We start from the raw sequence: 21,152 nt of genomic DNA, 5'->3' as shown, positions 1-21,152 counted from the left end.
AGTATGTTCAAGATGTAACATACGTCCTATACACCCGAAAACACTAAGACTATTATACTGAAATCAGCCTATAAATCACTACATCCATGACATATTTATTTCAAGTTTCTAGAATAAAAAAGAACGAGCCACGCTCGTTCTTACTGTATCTCCCATTTTATACTAAATTTTATACTATTAAAGTAATCCAGACTTCATCGCTTTAAGAACAAGCTGGGCGAACAAACTATTGGACCAAGCAAACCATGGACGTGTAAAAATAGCAGGATCATCCGAATGGAAGCCTTCATGCATAAAGCCTGTATCCGCATCTGTCGATTCCAGCATCGCAATCATGTCTAATACTTCTTCGTCGGAAGAAGCTGTCAGTCCCTGCATGGAGAGCGCCATATGCCATATGTAGCCGTCTGGTGTATGAGGGCTGCCAATTCCTTTGGCTGCTTTCCCTTCAAAATAGAACGGATTTTCCTTACTTAAAATAAAGCGACGCGTATTTTGATAAATAGGATCATCTGCTGACGCATACCCGAGATAAGGAATCGATAGCAAGCTTGGTGTGCCCGCATCATCAAGCAAGCAGTTGTTGCCGTATCCATCTGTTTCATACGCATAAATGCGGCCATATGTCGGATGTGTGACGACACCGTACAACTGGATGCCATGGTCAATTTCTTTCTCTAACTTGTGCATTTCCGCCACGAGTGCTTCATCGCGGAAGCCATACTTCGCGATTTCCTGCATGTGACGAAGGGATACGACAGCGAACATATTGGACGGAATATGATAATGGAAGTCACAAGCATCGTCACTAGGACGGAAGCCTGACCAAGTCATTCCCGTATAGTTTACAGGCATGCCCATCCCGTCATTGCGCAGCGTATCAATATCCGGGCAATTCTCGCGATGGAAACGATATGGCGATTTCTCAAAATGACGCTGCTCTGTTTTCCACACGTCTACGATTTTGCGCATCGCTGACTTGAAGTTTGTATCGAAAATATCAGTGCGGCCCGTCTCCTTCCAGTACATATAAGCGAGACGAATCGAGAAGCACATTGAATCAAGCTCATACTTGCGCTCCCATACCCAAGCTGACATGTCGGTTTGATCGTTCGCATCCCAATGCCAATCGTTTGCCGTTTCGTTAAATGCATTTGCATACGGATCCAAATTAATATAGAACATATGACGCTTAATAAGTCCACCGATAATGCGTTGAAGATCTGCATCTTCCTTAGCAAACGGCACATAATGAATCACTTGCTCCACAGAGTCTCGCAGCCACATCGCTGGAATATCGCCTGTTAGAACAAAGGTAGTGCCATCATCCAATAGCTTTGTTGTCGTTTCGAGTGTGTTAGGGAAACAATTTTTGAACATTTTCAGCAGCTTCGGTCGATGCGCTAATTGCGCTTCAGCTTCAGCCAATACCTGCTTTACTGCTTGAGGCAGTTCCAGCTTAGGCACATCAATTTTCGGTAATCGGAACTGTTCCATACTTCTCTCCACCTATCTCTCCACATATTGTCTAAGCAACCTTATGAAAATTGTTATATGTTAACGATAACACATAGGAATACTACCTAGTTTACATGTAAACGCTTTATATCGCTAGTATGCAATTGCAGTTATTGCTCATAATTCCTTTGCAACAAACCGATTTACATAGAGAAAGGGTTGACAATAGACGAAGAGCCGTTCATCTTTGTAAAGTATAGAAGGAAATCGGATTTCAGATAACAATATGACATGTTTAGGGGGAAGACTTATGCCTAACATTTGGACGCATATGATTTTTGGCCAAGAAGTAGTAAAGCAGGCAGGCCTTTCTTCGTGGATCGACAACCAATCACATAGCAAATGGTTCAATATGGGCTGCCAAGGTCCAGACTTCTTGTTCTATCATCACTTCCTGCCTTGGAAACAAGATAAGACGATGAACAAAGTCGGCAGCGCGATGCACAATCAACAATGCGGCCCTGTCTTAATGGATCTAATCACGCGTACGAATCCTGCTGAGCGTGCCGATGCGGTCTATGTACTCGGATTTCTGCTGCATCATATTCTTGATCGTCACATGCACCCTTATGTATTTGTTCGTTCCGGGTTTAAGAAGTGGGACCATCAACGGTTCGAAGTGCTGATGGATACTCATGTTGCTAAGCGCAAGCTAGGTGTGGATACGTGGCGAACTCCTGTATGGAAGTGGATTGACGTGGGTCCAAGCTTCTCAACGAACATGCTGAATTCGTTTGAAGCAGTCATAGCTGCTCATTATCCAGAATTCGAAGGACAAATTCGTCGTGAAGCTTGGAATGAGTCCATTCGTGATATGGTGCAAGCACAGAAGCTCTTCCATGACCCATATGGCTGGAAACGAATCGTCACCTTCAATCAGATCGAGCCGATGATGTACAAGAAACAAGTCGCCCCATATGACGTTATGAACGAGGCACGCCGCCCATGGCCTGATCCAACAGGTCTAGATAAGCAAACCAGTACAAGTGTGTGGGATATGTGGGAAGCAGCTGCTGAGGATGCAGCGCGCGCCATACAGGCTGTTCTAACCTACTGGCGAGCAAGAGAGCTTGCCTCTGTGGATAGTAAAAGTACAGTCGAAGCACAAACGGTGCATTGGAACGAAGTGTCTTCGATTGACAATACACTAATTCCTCATGTAGAAGCTGCCAAACAAGCGCTTCAGCAAGCCGTTGGCAATCACTCCTACGAGACTGGACTGCCGCTGGAACTGAACCGCCCAATCGTAGTCGAAGACCCTATATGGTCCTCTTGATCAGTCTAGGCAAGTAAGCTTATGAAACAACTTACAACTACTTGGAGCTATACGGTAAAAAGCCGCCCTCAAGCCAATTATGCATGTCCATTCCGACATCGCAGGCAGGCTTGTGAGCGGCTTTTTGCTTTTTTCCTTATGCTTATTGCTCATTTATTATCGCTTAGTTTACCCCATCAGGTCAGGACAGCTTCAGTTCTCGCTTCAGCCAACGACGGAAACCAGCACGAAGTCCATACATCTCCGTTGCGCGCCATGGCATATGAGCAGCAGCACCTTGCAGCGTAATAACGACTTCTCCATCCTTAACGATACAAGACATATCCTCTGCCACTTGGCAGCCATACGTGCGCGTTAAATCAAGCGCCAAACGCATAAGCAGCCCCATTTTAGCAGCCATAACTTGATCTCCAGGTTGAAGAATCGCTTCTACTGCTGCCCATTCCCTAGGAACTTTATGCTTAAAATCCATCGTAGCTACGAGAGCGCTAAGTGCAATTTGACGAGGTGTCAGGCCATACAGCTCTGCATGACGAATCATGTAAAAGGTATGGCGCTCCCGCTCCATATGGCTTACGGATACGCCAATATCATGCAACTGTGCAGCTGCGTATACGATCCTTTTCCATTCCTCTTCCCAACCAAGAACAGGCTTAAGTTCATGGATGAGAGCGTCTGTAAGCTGCCACACCCGGTCAGCTTGCTTCCTATTCAAGCCTAAACGGTGCTGAAGATGATAAATGCTGAACTTCAGTGGGTGATCAATATGTATGCCTTCTCCACGCAGCATATCGAACAGCACGCCTTCACGCACACCTTTCGCGCTGACCATTACTTTTGAAGAAGCAAATCTAAGCAAGCATTCATCGATAAACGTTAGAGACCCCGTCAGTATAGCTGCTCGATCCTTAGACAGACCAGGCAGCGCCTGCTTCTCTTCTAAGTCCATTCCTTTAATACGCTGATGCCAGCCTTCGACCTCTTCTGGCATAAATTCATAATGATGCAGAGAGTCGACTCCATACTCCCGTTCATCAATATCCATCTTGGCTAACGTACGAAGCGTTCCTCCAATAGCTACTAGAGGTAGCTCCTGAGCTTCCTTAAGCCAATGAACATGCCTCAACCAATAGCGAGTCATGGACCTCAGATACGTTTCTGTATCTGCTGCCAGTGCATCTTCTACCTCATAATCTTCCGCGATCGTCAGCGCTCCGACAGGCAGACTAATGCTCTCCTTGAATTGGCGGTTCTCCATCCATATAAATTCCGTAGAACCTCCACCCATGTCCATAATGACCGCATCTTGAACGTCTACCGTTGACAACACAGCCACATAATCGAGATAAGCTTCGCTATCCCCACTAATCATCTGCACCGTAATGCCAGTTTCCTCATAAATTCTGCGGACAATATGCTCACTATTCGCAGCTTTGCGCATGGCTGCGGTCGTAACCGCTATCCATTCACATCGCTGATAATTCGATCCAAGCTGTTTGAATCGATGAATGACCGACAGCAGCTCGTCCACCTTCTGATTTGGAATACTCCCTTCTTCGTCATATCCAGCTCCGAGCCGTATCGTTTCCTTTCCTTGATCCAACATATGAAAGGTACGATTCGCAAACAACTTAGCTATCATATAACGGGCGGAGTTCGATCCAATATCCATAATGCCGATGTGGCGAATCGCAGCCTGTTCATCGCTGTAGACAGAATCGTGCATCTCCCGTTCCTCCTTACCAGTAACGAACTTATCTTCAATTGACCTTGCTCACGTATAACTCTATTTAACCATGAACATTCACATTTGACTAAACATATATGATTTGCGAATGGATTTGTACGTTTTTCCACATGCTATTGTGTGCCGTTATACAATTACGGTCCAATCTTTTGATTGGTTGTAGCGCTTCACATCTCGTTAATGACGTTACTATATGTTATCGAACCTTTTTTATCGACTTTCATCGACGCTAGATAAACGGATCGCCAAATCCCTATTCTTATGCACGGCTTGTACGAATCGTACACGGCCTCACTTCAGGTACAAGACTAATCGCTAGGAGATGACATGAGTGGAACAAGTACAAAAACAGCCAGAACGTACATCCTCGCAAGAGGCTTATTACACCCTAACTTACGATGAAACCATTGCCAAGCTTGATTCTTCGCAGAACGGCCTAACAGAAGCTGAAGCTGCTGCAAGACTTGAACGCTACGGTAAAAATGTACTGCAAGAAGCAAAGCGTAAGTCTATTATCGCAAAGCTGATCGCTCAATTCAAAGATGTAATGATTATTATTCTGCTTGTTGCTGCCTTAATATCCGGAATTCTTGGCGAGCTGACAGATGCGATCATCATTCTTGTCGTTGTCGTACTTAACGCTGTACTTGGCGTGCTGCAAGAGAACAAGGCGGAACAAGCGCTAGATGCACTGAAGCAAATGTCGTCACCGAACGCCCGTGTTATACGCGATGGCAAGACGATTGAGATCAAAGCAGAAGACCTCGTACCAGGTGATGTTGTCGTATTAGAAGCTGGCAATGTTGTGCCTGCGGATATAAGGTTGATTGAATCAGCATCGCTCAAAATTGAAGAAGCTGCGTTAACTGGAGAATCGGTACCCGTTGAAAAAGATACGGCTCCTCTGGACAAACCTGATGTCGTTATTGGTGACCGAAAAAATATGGCCTACATGTCAAGCAGCGTAACTTACGGGCGTGGTGTAGGTATCGTAACGGGAACAGGCGAAAATACGGAAGTCGGTAAAATAGCCAGCTTTATTTCACAAGAAGATGAAGATATCACTCCACTGCAAAAGAAGCTCAATGAGTTGGGGAAATATTTTACCATCATTATCATCGCTGTGGCGATTCTCATATTCGGTATAGGCTTATTTCAGGGGCGGACGTGGCTGGAGATGCTGCTCGTATCCATCTCCTTAGCCGTAGCAGCCATTCCAGAAGGACTTCCTGCGATCGTCACAATTATATTGGCTCTTGGCGTACAACGAATGGCGAAGCGCAAATCAATCATTCGCAAATTGCCAGCTGTTGAAACACTGGGCAGTACCGAAATTATTTGCTCAGATAAGACAGGAACCCTTACACAGAACAAAATGACGGTGAAGCAAGTCTATGTCGACAGCGGACTGCAAGATGAACAAGCAGATCTAAGCACCGTAGCAGGGAGCGATATTCTCCTTCAAGTTATGACCCTATGTAATGATACGAAAATGACGGAAGCGAATTCGGACGTGGATGCGGATGCTGACCGCGCTGATGATTCTGGCAAAAAGGGCATGCAATTTATCGGCGACCCAACCGAAACAGCACTTGTCGAATTCGCCCTGCATCGGAATTTTGATAAGCGTGAAGGGGAAAATCAATACCCGCGGCGAGCTGAGCTGCCATTTGATTCAGACCGCAAGTTAATGACGACGGTGCATGAAATGCCTCAGACGGAAGGTAAAAAGGTATTTCGTGTGATGACCAAAGGAGCACCTGATGTGCTCTTGGAACGATGCAGTCGCATCCATGTTAACAATCAAACCGTCGACATGTCTGCTGAGCATCGCCGTAATATAGAGGAAGCCAATAAATCAATGGCACAGAAGGCACTGCGTGTTCTTGCGCTTGCTTACAGCGATAAGCCTGAGCTGCCGCATTCCATGGAACCAAGCGAGGTTGAAGCGAATCTGACCTTTATCGGACTAGTAGGCATGATTGATCCGCCGCGTGAAGAAGTAAAGGAAGCTGTTCGCATATGCAAAGAAGCTGGTATTCGCCCGATTATGATAACCGGCGATCATCGTGATACAGCTGCTGCTATTGCGAAGGAGCTTGACATTATACAAGATGAGAGTGGTGTACTTACGGGTCGTGAACTAAGTGAGCTGGATGAAAAAACGTTCATGAGCAAAGTAACCCAGTATTCCGTCTATGCTCGCGTTTCTCCTGAACACAAAGTACGCATTGTCCAAGCTTGGAAAAAGCATGGTAAAGTCGTTGCCATGACAGGCGATGGTGTCAATGATGCACCAGCACTGAAAGCATCGGATATCGGGATTGGTATGGGGATTACAGGAACCGATGTCTCTAAAGGCGTGTCGGATATGGTACTGGCGGACGACAACTTCTCAACCATTGTCGTTGCAGTAGAAGAAGGACGAAAAGTTTACAGCAACATTCGAAAAACGATTCAGTTCCTTCTATCCGCGAACTTAGGTGAGGTTGTCACGTTATTTATTGCAACATTGCTTAATTGGAAAATCTTATTCCCGATCCACATCCTGTGGATTAACCTTGTAACGGATACGCTGCCAGCGCTCGCGCTTGGCTTGGAAAAAGCAGAGAAAGACATCATGAAACAACCACCGCGCAGTTCAGAAACAAGCGTATTCGCAGATGGCGTTGGCACGAGCATTATTTATCAAGGATTGCTTGAAGCAGCCTTAACCTTATTCACCTATTGGTGGGGACATACCCATTACGATGAATCTGTCGCTGTTACGATGGCCTTTGCTACACTAGGTCTCATCCAGCTTACACATGTATACAACGTTCGCTCCAATACGAAATCCATATTTACGATTGGCGTCTTCTCCAACCGATACTTGAACTGGGCTGCACTTGCAGCAGGTGTTCTTGTACTAGTCGTTATTTGGGTACCGTATATGAACGAACTGTTCAGCGTTGTGCCTCTAAATGGCGAACAGTGGTTGATTGTCGTCGCTGCTGCATTTAGCATTTTGCCAATTGTAGAAATTGTGAAGCTGTTTATCCGTATGAGAATTAGAAATAGAAATAAAGGCTAATCACCTTTATCACATTCACATTTCCTATACGTGCGCTCACTCGCACAAATAAAAAAGGCAGTTCCATCCTGCGCAACATCCGTAGGAATGGAACTGCCTTACTCATTTTCACAACATCATCATGCTTTATTGTCATTTGCTTTCACACGATACCAGTACGTGTAGATCTCTTTATATCCCAACTTCTCATACAATCTTTTCGCACTATGATTACTCTGTACAACAAGAATATAGCTTTTCGTGGCACCAACTGACAACGCCCAATTCAATATCCCTCGGATAAGCTGCTCTCCATACCCTTTGTTTCGATAAGGCTCAGCTGTAACGATGTCATAGAGACCAATATAATCTCCTTCAATGACACCTAATCCACAGGCAACTGGTACAGACTGCACATATAAAATGAAAAACCCTTTGCGCAGCAGCGAATTCGATAAGAGCTGTCTTGTAATGTGACGATTATGTGTGGACAGATGATTGAAGTCGGCAACAACATCAAGCCACTTCTGGCTTATATATTCACACACTTCCACTTCTATCTCAGATTGCTCAGCTTGTTCACGATACGCTGTAAGCCCATGCAAATCATGCAAGGATTCAAGCACTTGCACACTGGAAGGTTCAACATACTGATAACCTCTATCTGCTAACAAAGCATCAAGGGGACTCGGAACGAACGGAGTCATTTTAAAAATAACATCAAGACCCATACCCTCATATAATTGTTCACAAATATCCATCTTTTCTAAAAGCTGTTCGTAAGATTGGACCTCTGACTGATGATAGATAGCGCTTACCGAATTAGATCGCTTTGTATACCCCTCAGCAAAGCGCAGCAACCACCCATCTAGTACATTCGTCTGGAGAGCTGGCCAAGCGTTCAATGCATACTGTTCAATACGACGATTACGATCGATATCCTTGATTATTTCCACGTTCAAGTCCTCCCCAACAGCTCCATAATGGTTATGACTGACCTTCACCCGCTTCAACTTTTCCTTTTGCGATATCTACTCTCATGAACAACAATATGCCTACTATAAAGAACAGTAAAATAGATAAAATCGCCAACCTTGTAGAACCTGTTACCAAACCAACGATCCCAAACACAGCCGGGCCAATGGAAGCTGATACTTTACTGGAAAGACTGAAGAAGCCGAAGAACTCAGACTCTCGTCCTTTTGGAACCAACTGGCTAAAGATCGAACGTGCTACTGCTTGACTTCCACCTTGTACCATGCCAACCATGAAGGCGAGCATGTAAAAATGAACCGCAGTTTGCATATAATAACCGAGCAGAACGATAATCATATATATCGATAAAGAGATGTATAAGGAACGCTTAGAACCAAGACGCTTGGCAAATCTAGCAAATAAATAAGTAAATGGAATGCCCACAAATTGTGTAATAAGAAGTGCTGCAATTAAATGCGTTGTTCCGATACCAAGCTGAGCTCCGTAAATCGCTGCCATACTAATAATGGTGGTGATGCCATCATTAAAGAACCAAAATGCCAGCAAATATTTCAATAGCTCTGGATAACGACGAATTTCACGTATGGTACGGATAACGCGGCTGAATCCTTGATTCGCATAAAAACGGACTGGCTTCCTGTTCCACTCCACAGGATCTTTTATCGTGCGGAACAACGGAATCGAGAAGAGAAACCACCAGATTCCAACGGATACAAATACGATCTGTGTAGCAGCCAGCTTATCGGGAATACCGAACCAAGAATATTTTTCTAACATTAAAATGTTCAGTGCGAGCAGTATGCCTCCACCTATATAGCCGTACATATATCCTCTTGCTGATAGTTCATCCCTCTGCTCAGATGAGGCAATAGAAGGAAGTAATGAATCATAGAAGGTGTTACCACCTGAAAAGCCGAGCGTACCAAAAATGAACAAGGCGGATACAAGTAACCAGTCACCATTACCGGCTAGGCTCATAAGCACACAACTTAGTGCGCCCGTCCATGCAAACGCTCTCAAAATGGCCATTCTGCGTTGTGACAAATCCGCCACTGCCCCTAGTACGGGAGAGATGAGCGCAACGAGAATCATGGCCGTCGTCTGTGTAAAAGACCAGTAACTAGTCGCCACATGTTTGTCGAGTGTAGAAGCTGCCACAGTCTGATAAAAAATCGGAAGTACAGCCGCTATCATCGTTGTAGCAAATGCCGAATTAGCCCAGTCATACATCATCCAACTGCGTTGCTGCTTCGTAATCATTCTTTTCCTCCTCATGAGGCTCATCCAGCTGTTAGTTTATCGCTATTATATGCTGCTATCGGATGTCCATCACTATATTTGAGCAAGCGAGCGATTATTCATATTTTGAAGTAAGATAAACCTTGCGTCAATAAAGACTTACACGGATACTGAATGCATTTACTTGGCTCCTCATTCATGCTTTTCAATCTGGGAATAAGATGAAGATATTTACTTTTAAATGGAAGAAATGGCTAATTCATTGCCCATTTCCAACCCTTCATCTATAATAATCATTATGACAAATTTTATTTACAGTGCACGTTACGGTTTAACTTCACTCGTTCACGCCTAGTACGTAACGGTAAGGTTCTTGTTTCTACATATAAAAAATCCGGTAATCAAGAGGAGGACTGACTGTCATGAACTTGAGCCAACTGGAAACACTACTGACAATCTCAAAGACGATGAGCTTCCGTAAGGCAGGAGAGTTGCTTAATCTTACTCAGCCCGCTGTGTCTGCTCAAATTAAGAGCTTAGAAGATGAGTTTAAGACCGTTTTGATTGATCGTAATCAGCCTGTCACACTGACGGACAGCGGCAAGCTATTTCTGGAACACGCTGAGCAAATTCTGAATACAGTAGATAACTTAAAGCAGAAGCTTGCAGATCTGAATCAAGTACCACAAGGCCATATCGTACTTGGCACGACAACATCCATTGCCATTCAGATATTGCCGCGTATTTTATCTTATTTTCAAGATCAATTCCCGCTCATTAAAACAACCATATTGTCTATGTCATCTTCTCAAATCGTAGCTCAGATCGAGAACGGAACCGTCGACATTGGCATTGGCTATTTGCTGGAGAAAAGCCCCAGCTTAGTATCTTCCGTTCTATATTATGATACGTTTGAACTCGTCGTTAGCCCTGAGCATCCACTAGCACAGCACTCTCATGCAACGATGGACATGCTCAAGGACGTTCCACTTATTATGCTGTCACCGGACACAGTTGGCAGAAGATTTGCAGATGAAGTATTCCGCAAACATAACATTCATCCGCATGTTGTTATGGATTTATCCAGCAGTGAAGAAGTAAAACGTATGGTTGAGCTCAATCTAGGTGCTGCCATCGTCTCCAAGCTAACGATCAGTAACGAGCTAAAACGCGGCACAATTAAATTTGTTCAAATTCGCGAGTTGGAAACCGCTCACCCCGTTGGTGTTATGTACCGTTCAGGACGTTATTTAAATTCGGCCATGCAGCAATTTTTGAATGACTTGAAAGGTATGCCTGAGAATCAATTCGTTAGTTCCGAGTAAAACTAAGGAAAAGTCGTTTCACAACAAGTAGAGGAGGTGCAGTGCATCATGAAGTTCGATTTACATACTCACCACGTTCGATGCGGTCACGCTAATGGCACAATTAGAGACTATATTGAAGCAGGTATAGCTCGGGGCCTACAGGTGATCGGTATTTCCGATCATACTCCTTACTTTGGCTATGAAGAAGATCAACCATTCCCAAAGATAACGATGCGCAAAAGTGAATTGTCTTCCTATGTGGAAGAGGTTCTTGCGTTGAAACAAGAGTATGAGGGTCGTATCGATGTACTGCTTGGGATTGAATCAGACTATTTCCCTGAATATGCGAAGCTGTATCACGAAACGTTGTCCCGTTACCCATTTGATTATATTATCGGTTCTGTGCACCACACTTTTGGTATCAGTATTTTCAACAAATCACGTTGGAAAGAATTGAACTCCGCTCAACACATGGAGGTCAAATCAGAATACTACCGACTTATTCAAGAATCAGCACGTTCGAAAATGTTCCAAATTCTCGGTCATATCGATGCGATGAAAGGTAACTATCCCGCATTTTCAGATATCGAAGCGCCGGATGTGATAGATGAGACTTTGCGAACTATCGCAGAACAAGGAATTGCCATCGAAGTAAATACTTCGGGCAAAACAAAGAAAAGCGGCGGCTGGTATCCTGCGGATGCTATTTTAGAGCGCGCACTTTATTTTGGAGTCGATATTACATTTGGTTCTGATGCACATAAGCCAGAGCGCGTTGGAGATGAATGGGAAGAGGTACAAGCTCGCTTACACGAAATTGGCTTCTCCTCTTGGGTGTATTACAAAGCGAAACAAAAACAAAGGGTGCCGCTACATATTTGATCACGTAGGCTGTTCTTATCGCTCATTCATCCGAGTACGAGGAACAGCTTTATTTTTTGGAGTGATTTACAAACTGGTCCCTCTATTACGAATATAGCCTCCAAGTCCGATAAATAAAAAAAGAACCTGCCATCGCAGGTTCTATTCAAGGGATATATATTCATCAAAAGGGGGTCTTGCTATTATATTACCCTCCGAACATTATGTGACGTTAACAGCAATATTACGGTTATGTAACAAAAGGTAAAGTAAATGTAAAATGAGGTGTTTGAATGAAATCTGCTCCATTGCCATCCTCCGATTATCACCATTTAGAGCATGCTAAAGTACAATCCTCTTCATTGAAAACGTTATGGGTTACACTTTTGCTTACCTTGTTTTTTACAATTGTTGAGATTATCGGCGGCATTATGTCACGCTCACTCGCACTTTTATCTGATTCCGCTCACATGATTTCCGATGTCATCGCACTCGGCTTGAGTATGACCGCCATTTATATGGCAAGACGCGCATCTAACTCCCGCTACACCTTTGGTTACTTGCGCTTTGAAATTATCGCATCCTTTCTAAACGGCCTAGCATTAGCAATTATTTCGATTGGAATCTTTATCGAAGGTGTACGTCGCTTCTTCAATCCTGTCGATATCGACTTCCGGCTGATGCTCATTATTAGCAGCATCGGACTTGTCGTCAATATCGTCTTAACGATTGTATTGAGCCGAAGCATGAAAGAAGAAGAAAACTTAAATGTGCAAAGTGCCCTCTGGCACTTTATTGGCGATTTACTAAGCTCGATCGGCGTTATCGTCTCGGCTGTGCTTATTTATTTTACTGGCATGCTCTGGTTCGACCCCTTCATCAGTATCGTAATCGGCTGCATTATTTTCCTAGGTGGAGCACGTATTATACGGGAATCATACTGCATCCTGATGGAAGCTGTCCCCGACAAGTTCGATCTTGAACAGATTCGCGCAGATATTTATGAGGTTGAAGGCGTAGAGGATGTTCACGAAATGCATTTATGGGCCATTTCAAGCGATCATTATTCATTAACTGCCCATGTCTTTGTGAGAGAAAACATTCAACCTTATTGCGTCATATTGGCTATAAATGAAACACTTAAAGAAAATTACAATATTACTCATTCCACGATCCAAACCGAACACGCAAACATTCATCCTCACGGTGAATACGGCAAAACATTTGCGAAGCGCAGCCGCACGTAATCCCTTTAACCTGGGTATTTCCACTTCGTGTATGTAGGCGTGTACATCAGTATATAAAAACGGTCTTACAAGAAGGCGATTGCTTTCAAGTAAGACCGTTTTTATTTCATGCACAAATATGATAAAGCGGCAGTGCTTAACCGTGATCGCTGCAGATGAGATAGGATCACTCTGGCTTCTGCAAGCCTCTGTATACACCTGTTCGTAATTCACGTACATAAGGCTTAACTGCTGGCATATCGCTCTTCTCAGCTGCTCGCACGGCCTGTTCGATATCATACGGCACACGGCAAAATTGAACAGAGAACGAATCTTGCTCAATACTGCCAAACTGCCCTGTAATCAGCACATAGGAAGCTTGCGTCATATCAAGAGGGTTGCCGACACTTCCGCAATTCAATAACGTACGACCTTGAATATGTTGTAAATAGGCTTGATGAATATCTCCATATATGATGATATCAGGCGACTGACAAGGATGTAGTGGATCATTCAACTGAGCTGTAAATTCAAACATGCTTAGACGCTTCTCCTTATCATCCCAAGGTTGTACACGATGGTAAACACTTTGAGGAGAGGCATGCAGCATACGTACATGACGTCCACTAATGATGCAGTCATAGGAAAATGGCAGCTGCTTCAGCTTAGCTAATCGCTCAACCCCTAACTTCTCAGCATGCCAGCGGAAATTTTCATCATCTTGTATGTTAACAACGAGCTCATCCCAATTCCCTCGTACAACGACATCACATTGTGCAAAAATCAAATCAGTCACTTCTGTAGGATTCGGTCCTTTACCAACGAGATCGCCCAGACAAATGATTTTATCAGCACCCTGCCGTTCAATGTCCAGCAGAACGGCTTCTAATGCTTGTAAGTTACCATGTATGTCTGCTAAAACAGCTATGGTCTGCATAGTTGGTGCTGCCTCCTCTCAAATACGCAATTCTGTACTTCTAACTAGGATATTACTATGATCTTAATAGATTTGCAGGAAGCTCGGCAATAGATAATTATCTCATCTTAACGCTAACATTTCTATTCGCGGTATTTTTTTGAATCCTACACGCCTGTTTCTATGATGTAGATGATTTCGTTACACTTCTTAAGGTGATAAGCGTCCACTCAGGCGGGCAAAAGAAACGAATCGGCATAAGCGTCATGCCTACGCCTCGGCTTGTATGTAATTGCAACTCTGGTATTTCCGATGTTCTCGCCTGCTTGCGCGATATTTGATACATTCCGTCCGGGTATTTCTTTGCCATTAAAGGAAGCATAAGCGGCCCAACTATCGGAACACGTACCTGCCCGCCATGGCTATGCCCTGACAGTTGCAGATCAATAGGATACCGACTAGCGATGTCAGCCCAATCTGGCTCATGAGCCAGCAGCAGACACCATAAGTTTGGAGGACATCCCTGAAGTGCTGTTTCCATATCAGGGTTGCCTTCTAGTGCATCATCAATACCAGCTACTGCTATAGATGAATCTTTATAGTGAATTTGATGATGCTTGTTCGTTAGTACACGGAAGCCAGAGGCTTCCAATGAGGCCGTAACGAGATCTGTACGATCACTACTAAAATAAGCGCGGCTATCTCTCACATAATCGTGGTTGCCTAGTACGGCATATTTGCCTAACGGAGCCTGCAGCTTGCGCATCACTTCAATGATTGTCTCAGCAGGCATGACATGGTCTTCAACCAAATCGCCCGTAAAGCAGACCATATCAGGCTTATTCGCCATGATTTGTTCGAAGATGTTGACTACATGCTCCTTCGTCACAAATTCACCGTAGTGAAGGTCTGACAGGTGGGCAATGGTCACTCCATCGAAGGAAGATGGAATACGTTCAGACGCTATTGTAAGCGTCCTTCTTCTCAATTGGTAAGGTTCCACCCATTTAGCATAAGCACCACTTAAGAGAGGTATTCCTACTGCTGCACCAATGCTATACTTCATAAACGTTCTTCGGGTCATCTTCTTGGAAGTCCATGTCGCCGGCTGAGTCTGATCCGTCGGTTGTTGTGCTTGTTCCAGCCTTGTGGACGAGTTGCTCGGGCGTGGTGCCAAAGATTATCCCTACTTTCATCTGATATATATTTATTATGAAGGACGACTGTTATCAATGCAAACCTACAAAGACTCTTTTGAATACGATCTAGCAAGTGTGATTAAATAGTTATATACCTAACAGCTAAGGAGGCCCGACAGCAATGGAGCAGCTATTACAGAGCCACCAGCAGTATTTTCACACAGGGCGAACACGGGATATCCACCATCGCCGTCAAGCTTTGCAAACGCTCATAGATGGGATTCATCGCTACGAGCTGGAAATTGCAGAAGCATTGCGTCTTGATTTAGGCAAAAGCCATACGGAAGCCTATGCCACGGAAATTGGACTCGTCCTGCATGAAGCGCGACTGGCACTGAAGCACGTTGGAAAATGGACAAAGGCAAGACGTGTTCGCACGCCGCTTACTCATATAGGCAGTAAAGGATACGTGATTCCGGAACCGTATGGGTCCGTCCTCATCATTGTTCCTTGGAATTATCCTTTTCAATTGGCCCTCTGTCCACTTATAGGAGCTATCGCAGCAGGCAATACCGCTGTAATCAAGCCTTCTGAACTGGCTCCTCATACGAGCGCCTTGCTGAAGCGCCTCATGCAAGAGCTGTTCCCTCCTTCCTTTGTTACCGTTGTTGAAGGCGGGATCGACACAAATGAAGCGCTGCTTGAGCTTCCATTTAACTATATCTTCTTTACCGGAAGTACAGCCGTAGGGCATATAGTCATGCAGGCTGCTGCCAAACGACTGATCCCAGTAACTTTAGAGCTAGGTGGAAAAAGTCCTTGTATCGTGCATCGGGATGCTGACATCGAATTAGCTGCCAGACGGATCGCATTCGGGAAGTGGACGAACGCAGGTCAGACATGCGTAGCTCCTGATTACGTCTACATTCATCGCTCTCAGCACGATGCTTTGATTATGCGTTTACAAGCAATTGTCCAGCAATTTTACGGTGATGCACCTTTAATGAGTGACAACTATCCTTCGATTATTAACGATAGGCACTTTACTCGACTTACCTCCTATTTAGAAGGTGAGATGATTGCTTTCGGTGGTCGTCATGATCGGGAGAAACGTCGTATCGAGCCAACTACCCTAACAGATATCACGTGGGAAAGCCGCGTCATGCAAGATGAGATATTTGGACCCATTTTGCCTATTCTTCCTTACGAGGATATAGAGGAAGTAATTAAAGCGGTAACAGAACGACCTAAACCACTCGCCCTATATTTGTTTTCACAAGACAAAGCTATTCAGCAGCAAATCACAGAGCGAATATCATTTGGTGGAGGCTGTATAAACGATACGCTAATGCACTTGGCTACTCCCTATCTTCCGTTTGGAGGAGTCGGTGAAAGCGGTATGGGCAGTTACCATGGCCAATTCAGCTTCTCTACCTTCTCTCATGAGAAGAGCTTGCTCGTTCAATCTACTTGGCTCGACATACCCTTCCGATACCCAGGGACTCGACATGCACTAAAATGGCTGAGGCGGTTTATGAAGTAAATGTCTAAAGTCTAAATTGTCTATGGACGAGCTCAACTGCAAGCAAAAGAGTGTGAACCCTTCCGTTACGTCGGAGGTGGACACACTCTTTTCTTTACATGCGGATACATGTGATAGTTGTATGGTTGCATGTATTCATATATATCTAGTTGGCCTTCGTTCTGCATACCTCCATGAACTTGTGCACTTCAAGTTCAAGTGTTTCACGGTGGGTACATAGGACATAACAGAACTGATCAATGTGCTCATGCCATAGTTGTGCACGCTCACGTTTCATCATACATGGCCCTATTCCAAAATGACCTTCAATAAAGGAACATAAATCATGTGTCAGCTGTGAGCGGTTCCAATCTTCTAAACATCTTTCCATCAGGTATAATGTTAAACAGTCATACTCATCATCAGGTGCACCCAAAGCAAGTAATCCTAGAGGATCCCATTCATCTACCAATGGCTTAATACATCGATACAAGCCATTCGAACCCCATGTGACTTTCTCATTTTCGCACCATTGAACCATCATGAATGATGCCCCCCCGTTATTCAAACTCAAATCCCAATTAAGAGCGCGTACCGATTCATTTGTATGTCTTTCCTTACACTAGTAAGCACTGTCATCTTTGCACGGAATAATTTGTATATCGGTAGGAACGTTCTAATCGTTAACTCCAAAGTCACATTTTTTTCTTTTTTTGGATAAAGTTAGCACGCTTTTACTTTTTAGACGAGGATGTCTTTAATATGTAGTATACAATGTTTTACTCACTATGAGGTAAAAAGTTACGATTTCGAGAAAATTTTGTAACCGCTTTAATGCTTTTTTCGCTTCTCCAATATATTTGACAAAATATCTAATTTTCCTGCTACCAATCGTCACATTGCTATAAAAAATACACTCCCTTGCGCATTGAAATAGTTAGTCGCAAGGGAGTGCTGCATGTATGATTATACTTTGAACCAGTTCTTAAACATCAGCTTAGTTGTATCACGATTCATCTCTGCAATGGATGTTGTAAGTGGGATGCCCTTCGGACATGCACGCACACAGTTCTGTGAGTTACCACAGCCCTCAATACCACCATCATCCAACAACGTCTCCAAACGCTCGTCTTTGTTCATTTCACCTGTTGGATGAGCATTGAACAGACGAACTTGCGAAATTGGAGCTGGACCGATAAAGCTCGTCTTGTCATTCACGTTCGGACAAGCTTCCAAGCAGACACCGCATGTCATACACTTAGACAATTCATACGCCCATTGACGCTTTGGTTCAGCCATACGTGGACCAGGTCCCAAATCGTATGTTCCATCGATCGGAATCCACGCTTTGACTTTCTTCAAGGAGTTGAACATGCGCTTACGATCAATCACCAAGTCACGCACAACTGGGAACGTACGCATTGGCTCAAGTCTAATTGGCTGCTCTAGTTTATCGACAAGCGCTGTACATGCCTGTCGAGGCTTGCCGTTAATAACCATCGAGCAAGCACCGCATACTTCTTCCAAGCAGTTGGATTCCCAACAAACGGGTGCAGTGCCTTTGCCTGAGTTATTAACAGGATTACGTTGAATCTCCATAAGCGCACTAATGACGTTCATATTCGGACGGTAAGGAATTTCGAACTCTTCCGTATATGACTTTGCATCCGGAGCATCTTGGCGCGTCACAACAAACTTAACTTTTTTTGCAGCTGTCATCGATTCGGCCATCGTTATTCCCCTTTCTTCTTGTCCGTCGAATAGTCACGTTTACGTGGCTTCAACAAGGATGTATCTACTTCTTCATAGCTAATGACAGGACCATCCGCTGTCCATGAAGCAATCGAAGTTTTGAGGAAACGGTCATCATCACGTTCTGGGAAGTCCGGCTTGTAGTGAGCACCACGGCTCTCATCACGAAGCAATGCACTCAGCGTCATCGCTTCTCCAAGCTCAAGCATGTTCCACAACTGACGAGTAAACGCCACGCCTGGGTTATTCCAACGAGCCGTATCATGGATGTTGATGTTCGCATAGCGGCTTTTCAGCTCTTTAATCTTGTTAATCGTATCTTGCAATTTATCGTTGTAACGAACAACCGTCATATTGTTCGTCATCCACTCACCAAGCTCTTTATGAAGTACATATGCATTTTCGTTGCCGTCCATTTTGAGGAGGCTTTCGTATTTGTCGGATTGCTTGTTCTTCTCGCGATCAAATACCGTAGAAGAAATATCTTCAGCAGACTTGGACAAGCCGCGTACATATTCTACTGCCTTAGGTCCTGCTACCATACCTCCGTAGATCGCGGACAGCAAGGAGTTGGCACCAAGACGGTTAGCACCATGATATTGGTACTCACACTCACCAGCAGCGAACAAACCTGGAATGTTCGTCATTTGATTATAATCTACCCACATGCCGCCCATCGAGTAGTGAACGCCAGGGAAGATCTTCATCGGAATTTTACGCGGATCGTCACCCATGAACTTCTCGTAAATCTCGATAATACCGCCGAGCTTAACATCCAGTTCCTTCGGATCTTTATGGGACAAGTCCAAATAGACCATGTTCTCGCCGTTGATGCCTAGCTTCATGTCAACGCACACATGGAAAATTTCACGAGTCGCAATATCACGCGGAACAAGATTTCCGTATGCTGGATACTTCTCTTCAAGGAAGTACCAAGGCTTACCGTCTTTATACGTCCAAATACGACCGCCTTCACCACGAGCAGACTCTGACATAAGACGAAGCTTATCGTCTCCTGGAATTGCCGTTGGGTGAATTTGAATGAACTCACCATTTGCGTACTTAACACCTTGTTGGTATACAGCAGCTGCCGCTGTCCCTGTATTAATAACAGAGTTCGTCGTCTTACCGAAGATAATACCAGGGCCACCTGTAGCAAGAATAACGGCGTCCGCTCTAAAAGTAAGCGTCTCCATCGTGTGCAGATCTTGTACAGAAATACCACGACATACGCCATCATCATCAATAACAGCGGATAAAAACTCATGATGCTCGTACTTAGATACTAGCCCTGCAGCTTCCCAACGACGAGCTTGTTCATCCAATGCATACAACAACTGTTGTCCTGTTGTTGCGCCTGCAAATGCCGTACGGTGGTGCTTCGTTCCGCCGAAGCGACGGAAATCTAGCAATCCTTCTGGCGTACGGTTAAACATAACGCCCATACGGTCCATTAAGTGAATAATGCCAGGTGCCGCGTCACACATTGCTTTAACTGGTGGCTGATTCGCTAAGAAGTCTCCACCATATATAGAATCATCGAAGTGCTCCCACGGGGAGTCCCCTTCACCTTTTGTATTTACAGCTCCATTAATGCCGCCTTGTGCGCATACAGAGTGAGAACGTTTAACAGGTACTAAAGAGAACAGATCAACATGCACGCCTGCCTCTGCTGCTTTAACGGTCGCCATCAAGCCAGCTAGACCGCCACCTACGACGATAATATTCTGTTTAGCCATCGCGAGTTGCTCCTCCCTTAACCAATAACCGATTTAGCAGACGCGAGAATCGCGCTTGCCGCTTCGAACTCTTCTTGACGCATCCCAACGATCGCCAACACGAACATCACGGACATAACTACAAATAGGCCCATGCAAATTTTTGCGAATACTTTTTGCGAGCGAGGACCTACAGTGATGCCCCAGCTTACGAAAAATGCCCACAACCCGTTCGCGAAGTGATACGACGCTGCAACCGCACCGACAACATAGAATGCCAACATGAACGGATTCGCAAAAATACTATTCATGTGAGTTCCTAGGTCTTCAGAACGCAAATTGCCAAGTGCAATTTGGACACGTGTTTCAAAAACATGCCAAGTTACGAAGATAAATGTAATAACTCCGGTTATACGCTGCATTAAAAATGCAAAGTTGCGGCCGTAATTGAAATTGCCTACGTTGTTACGAGCTGTATAAGCAATGTACAATCCGTACACCCCATGGTATAAGAGCGGGAGCCAGATTCCGAATATTTCTAAGACAAGCACTAACGGTAACCCGTTAATGAGTGCTACTTTGTCCTGAAAAGAATCAAGTCCGCCTTCGAATGCAGAGAAGTTAGAAACCATGTGCGTAATCATAAAGAAGCCCAATGGTATAACTCCTAGTAACGAGTGTAACTTTCGAGAGTAGAAATAACCTCGTTTCATTCTCTGTCGTTTCCCCTTTCCGTTGCGTGCATGTAGTTTTTGGTAGATTGGCATCCTCATTTTACTAGTCGCTGTCGAAAGCGTCAATAATTTGTCACAACCCTCTGTACTCCCTATTACCCGCTTTTCGACAAATAGACTACTTTTCTGCAAGCGCTTACCGCTTTTTT

Annotated in this window: 16 protein-coding genes; 6 read left to right on the top strand and 10 right to left on the bottom strand. The window is 44.5% G+C overall.

Translation table 11 applies throughout. The features are described 5' to 3' along the window. Positions 1-177 precede the first annotated feature (177 nt). Positions 178-1,497, bottom strand: a complete 1,320-nt coding sequence (locus H580_RS0106705) for a glycoside hydrolase family 125 protein (protein WP_028594093.1) — start codon at positions 1,495-1,497, stop codon at positions 178-180. A 271-nt stretch (positions 1,498-1,768) separates the two neighbouring features. Between H580_RS0106705 and H580_RS0106700 the strand changes: the two genes are divergently transcribed. Further along, positions 1,769-2,794 (top strand): zinc dependent phospholipase C family protein, encoded by a 1,026-nt coding sequence (locus tag H580_RS0106700; protein ID WP_028594092.1) that lies wholly within the window; start codon positions 1,769-1,771, stop codon positions 2,792-2,794. Positions 2,795-2,975: 181 nt separating this feature from the next. Here the strand turns inward: H580_RS0106700 and H580_RS0106695 are convergent, their stop codons facing one another. Further along, positions 2,976-4,520 (bottom strand): Ppx/GppA phosphatase family protein, encoded by a 1,545-nt coding sequence (locus tag H580_RS0106695; RefSeq protein ID WP_028594091.1) that lies wholly within the window; start codon positions 4,518-4,520, stop codon positions 2,976-2,978. A gap of 352 nt (positions 4,521-4,872) precedes the next feature. Between H580_RS0106695 and H580_RS0106690 the strand changes: the two genes are divergently transcribed. Next, the gene (locus H580_RS0106690) at positions 4,873-7,614 is read left to right on the top strand and encodes a calcium-translocating P-type ATPase, SERCA-type (RefSeq protein WP_028594090.1); all 2,742 of its coding nucleotides are present in this window, start codon (positions 4,873-4,875) and stop codon (positions 7,612-7,614) included. A gap of 119 nt (positions 7,615-7,733) precedes the next feature. Here the strand turns inward: H580_RS0106690 and H580_RS0106685 are convergent, their stop codons facing one another. Together H580_RS0106685 and H580_RS0106680 are read right to left on the bottom strand one after the other, a co-directional pair. Next, entirely contained in the window at positions 7,734-8,549 is an 816-nt protein-coding gene (locus H580_RS0106685) for a GNAT family N-acetyltransferase (protein WP_245583507.1), read from the bottom strand. 31 nt (positions 8,550-8,580) lie between these two features. Next, positions 8,581-9,849 carry an MFS transporter gene (locus tag H580_RS0106680; RefSeq protein ID WP_028594088.1) on the bottom strand — a complete coding sequence of 423 codons (1,269 nt, stop codon included), beginning with the start codon at positions 9,847-9,849 and terminating at the stop codon, positions 8,581-8,583. A 401-nt stretch (positions 9,850-10,250) separates the two neighbouring features. Here H580_RS0106680 and H580_RS0106675 point away from each other — a divergent pair, with 401 nt between their 5' ends. The 3 genes from H580_RS0106675 (at position 10,251) to H580_RS0106665 (ending at position 13,243) form a co-directional block, all read left to right on the top strand. Beyond that, the gene (locus H580_RS0106675; RefSeq protein ID WP_028594087.1) at positions 10,251-11,153 is read left to right on the top strand and encodes a LysR family transcriptional regulator; all 903 of its coding nucleotides are present in this window, start codon (positions 10,251-10,253) and stop codon (positions 11,151-11,153) included. Positions 11,154-11,201: 48 nt separating this feature from the next. Beyond that, the gene (locus H580_RS0106670) at positions 11,202-12,017 is read left to right on the top strand and encodes a histidinol-phosphatase (RefSeq protein WP_028594086.1); all 816 of its coding nucleotides are present in this window, start codon (positions 11,202-11,204) and stop codon (positions 12,015-12,017) included. Between the two features lie 272 nt (positions 12,018-12,289). Beyond that, complete coding sequence (locus H580_RS0106665) at positions 12,290-13,243, top strand: cation diffusion facilitator family transporter (RefSeq protein ID WP_036604778.1); 954 nt, start codon at positions 12,290-12,292, stop codon at positions 13,241-13,243. A gap of 166 nt (positions 13,244-13,409) precedes the next feature. Here H580_RS0106665 and H580_RS0106660 read toward each other — a convergent pair whose 3' ends face one another. Together H580_RS0106660 and H580_RS0106655 are read right to left on the bottom strand one after the other, a co-directional pair. Further along, positions 13,410-14,159: a metallophosphoesterase family protein gene (locus H580_RS0106660; RefSeq protein WP_028594084.1), complete on the bottom strand. Its 750-nt coding sequence runs from the start codon at positions 14,157-14,159 to the stop codon at positions 13,410-13,412. Positions 14,160-14,319: 160 nt separating this feature from the next. Continuing rightward, positions 14,320-15,315: a metallophosphoesterase gene (locus tag H580_RS0106655; protein WP_028594083.1), complete on the bottom strand. Its 996-nt coding sequence runs from the start codon at positions 15,313-15,315 to the stop codon at positions 14,320-14,322. A 143-nt stretch (positions 15,316-15,458) separates the two neighbouring features. Here H580_RS0106655 and H580_RS0106650 point away from each other — a divergent pair, with 143 nt between their 5' ends. Continuing rightward, on the top strand, positions 15,459-16,820 hold the full coding sequence (locus tag H580_RS0106650) for an aldehyde dehydrogenase (RefSeq protein WP_028594082.1): 1,362 nt from the start codon (positions 15,459-15,461) through the stop codon (positions 16,818-16,820). A 145-nt stretch (positions 16,821-16,965) separates the two neighbouring features. Here H580_RS0106650 and H580_RS23580 read toward each other — a convergent pair whose 3' ends face one another. The 4 genes from H580_RS23580 to H580_RS0106630 form a co-directional block, all read right to left on the bottom strand. Continuing rightward, entirely contained in the window at positions 16,966-17,343 is a 378-nt protein-coding gene (locus tag H580_RS23580; protein WP_051217296.1) for a hypothetical protein, read from the bottom strand. Between the two features lie 422 nt (positions 17,344-17,765). Continuing rightward, positions 17,766-18,530 carry a succinate dehydrogenase iron-sulfur subunit gene (gene sdhB, locus H580_RS0106640; protein WP_028594081.1) on the bottom strand — a complete coding sequence of 255 codons (765 nt, stop codon included), beginning with the start codon at positions 18,528-18,530 and terminating at the stop codon, positions 17,766-17,768. A 2-nt stretch (positions 18,531-18,532) separates the two neighbouring features. Then, a complete protein-coding gene (sdhA, locus tag H580_RS0106635; protein WP_028594080.1) occupies positions 18,533-20,290 on the bottom strand; it encodes a succinate dehydrogenase flavoprotein subunit in 1,758 nt (585 codons plus the stop codon). 17 nt (positions 20,291-20,307) lie between these two features. Beyond that, positions 20,308-20,982: a succinate dehydrogenase cytochrome b558 subunit gene (locus tag H580_RS0106630; protein WP_028594079.1), complete on the bottom strand. Its 675-nt coding sequence runs from the start codon at positions 20,980-20,982 to the stop codon at positions 20,308-20,310. Positions 20,983-21,152: the final 170 nt, after the last annotated feature.

Origin of the sequence: Paenibacillus assamensis DSM 18201, assembly GCF_000422445.1 — a bacterium.
Taxonomy (GTDB): Bacteria; Bacillota; Bacilli; order Paenibacillales; family Paenibacillaceae; genus Paenibacillus_B; species Paenibacillus_B assamensis.
The sequence above is the reverse complement of the archived record's forward strand: the minus strand, read 5'-3'. Positions and strand labels throughout refer to the sequence as shown.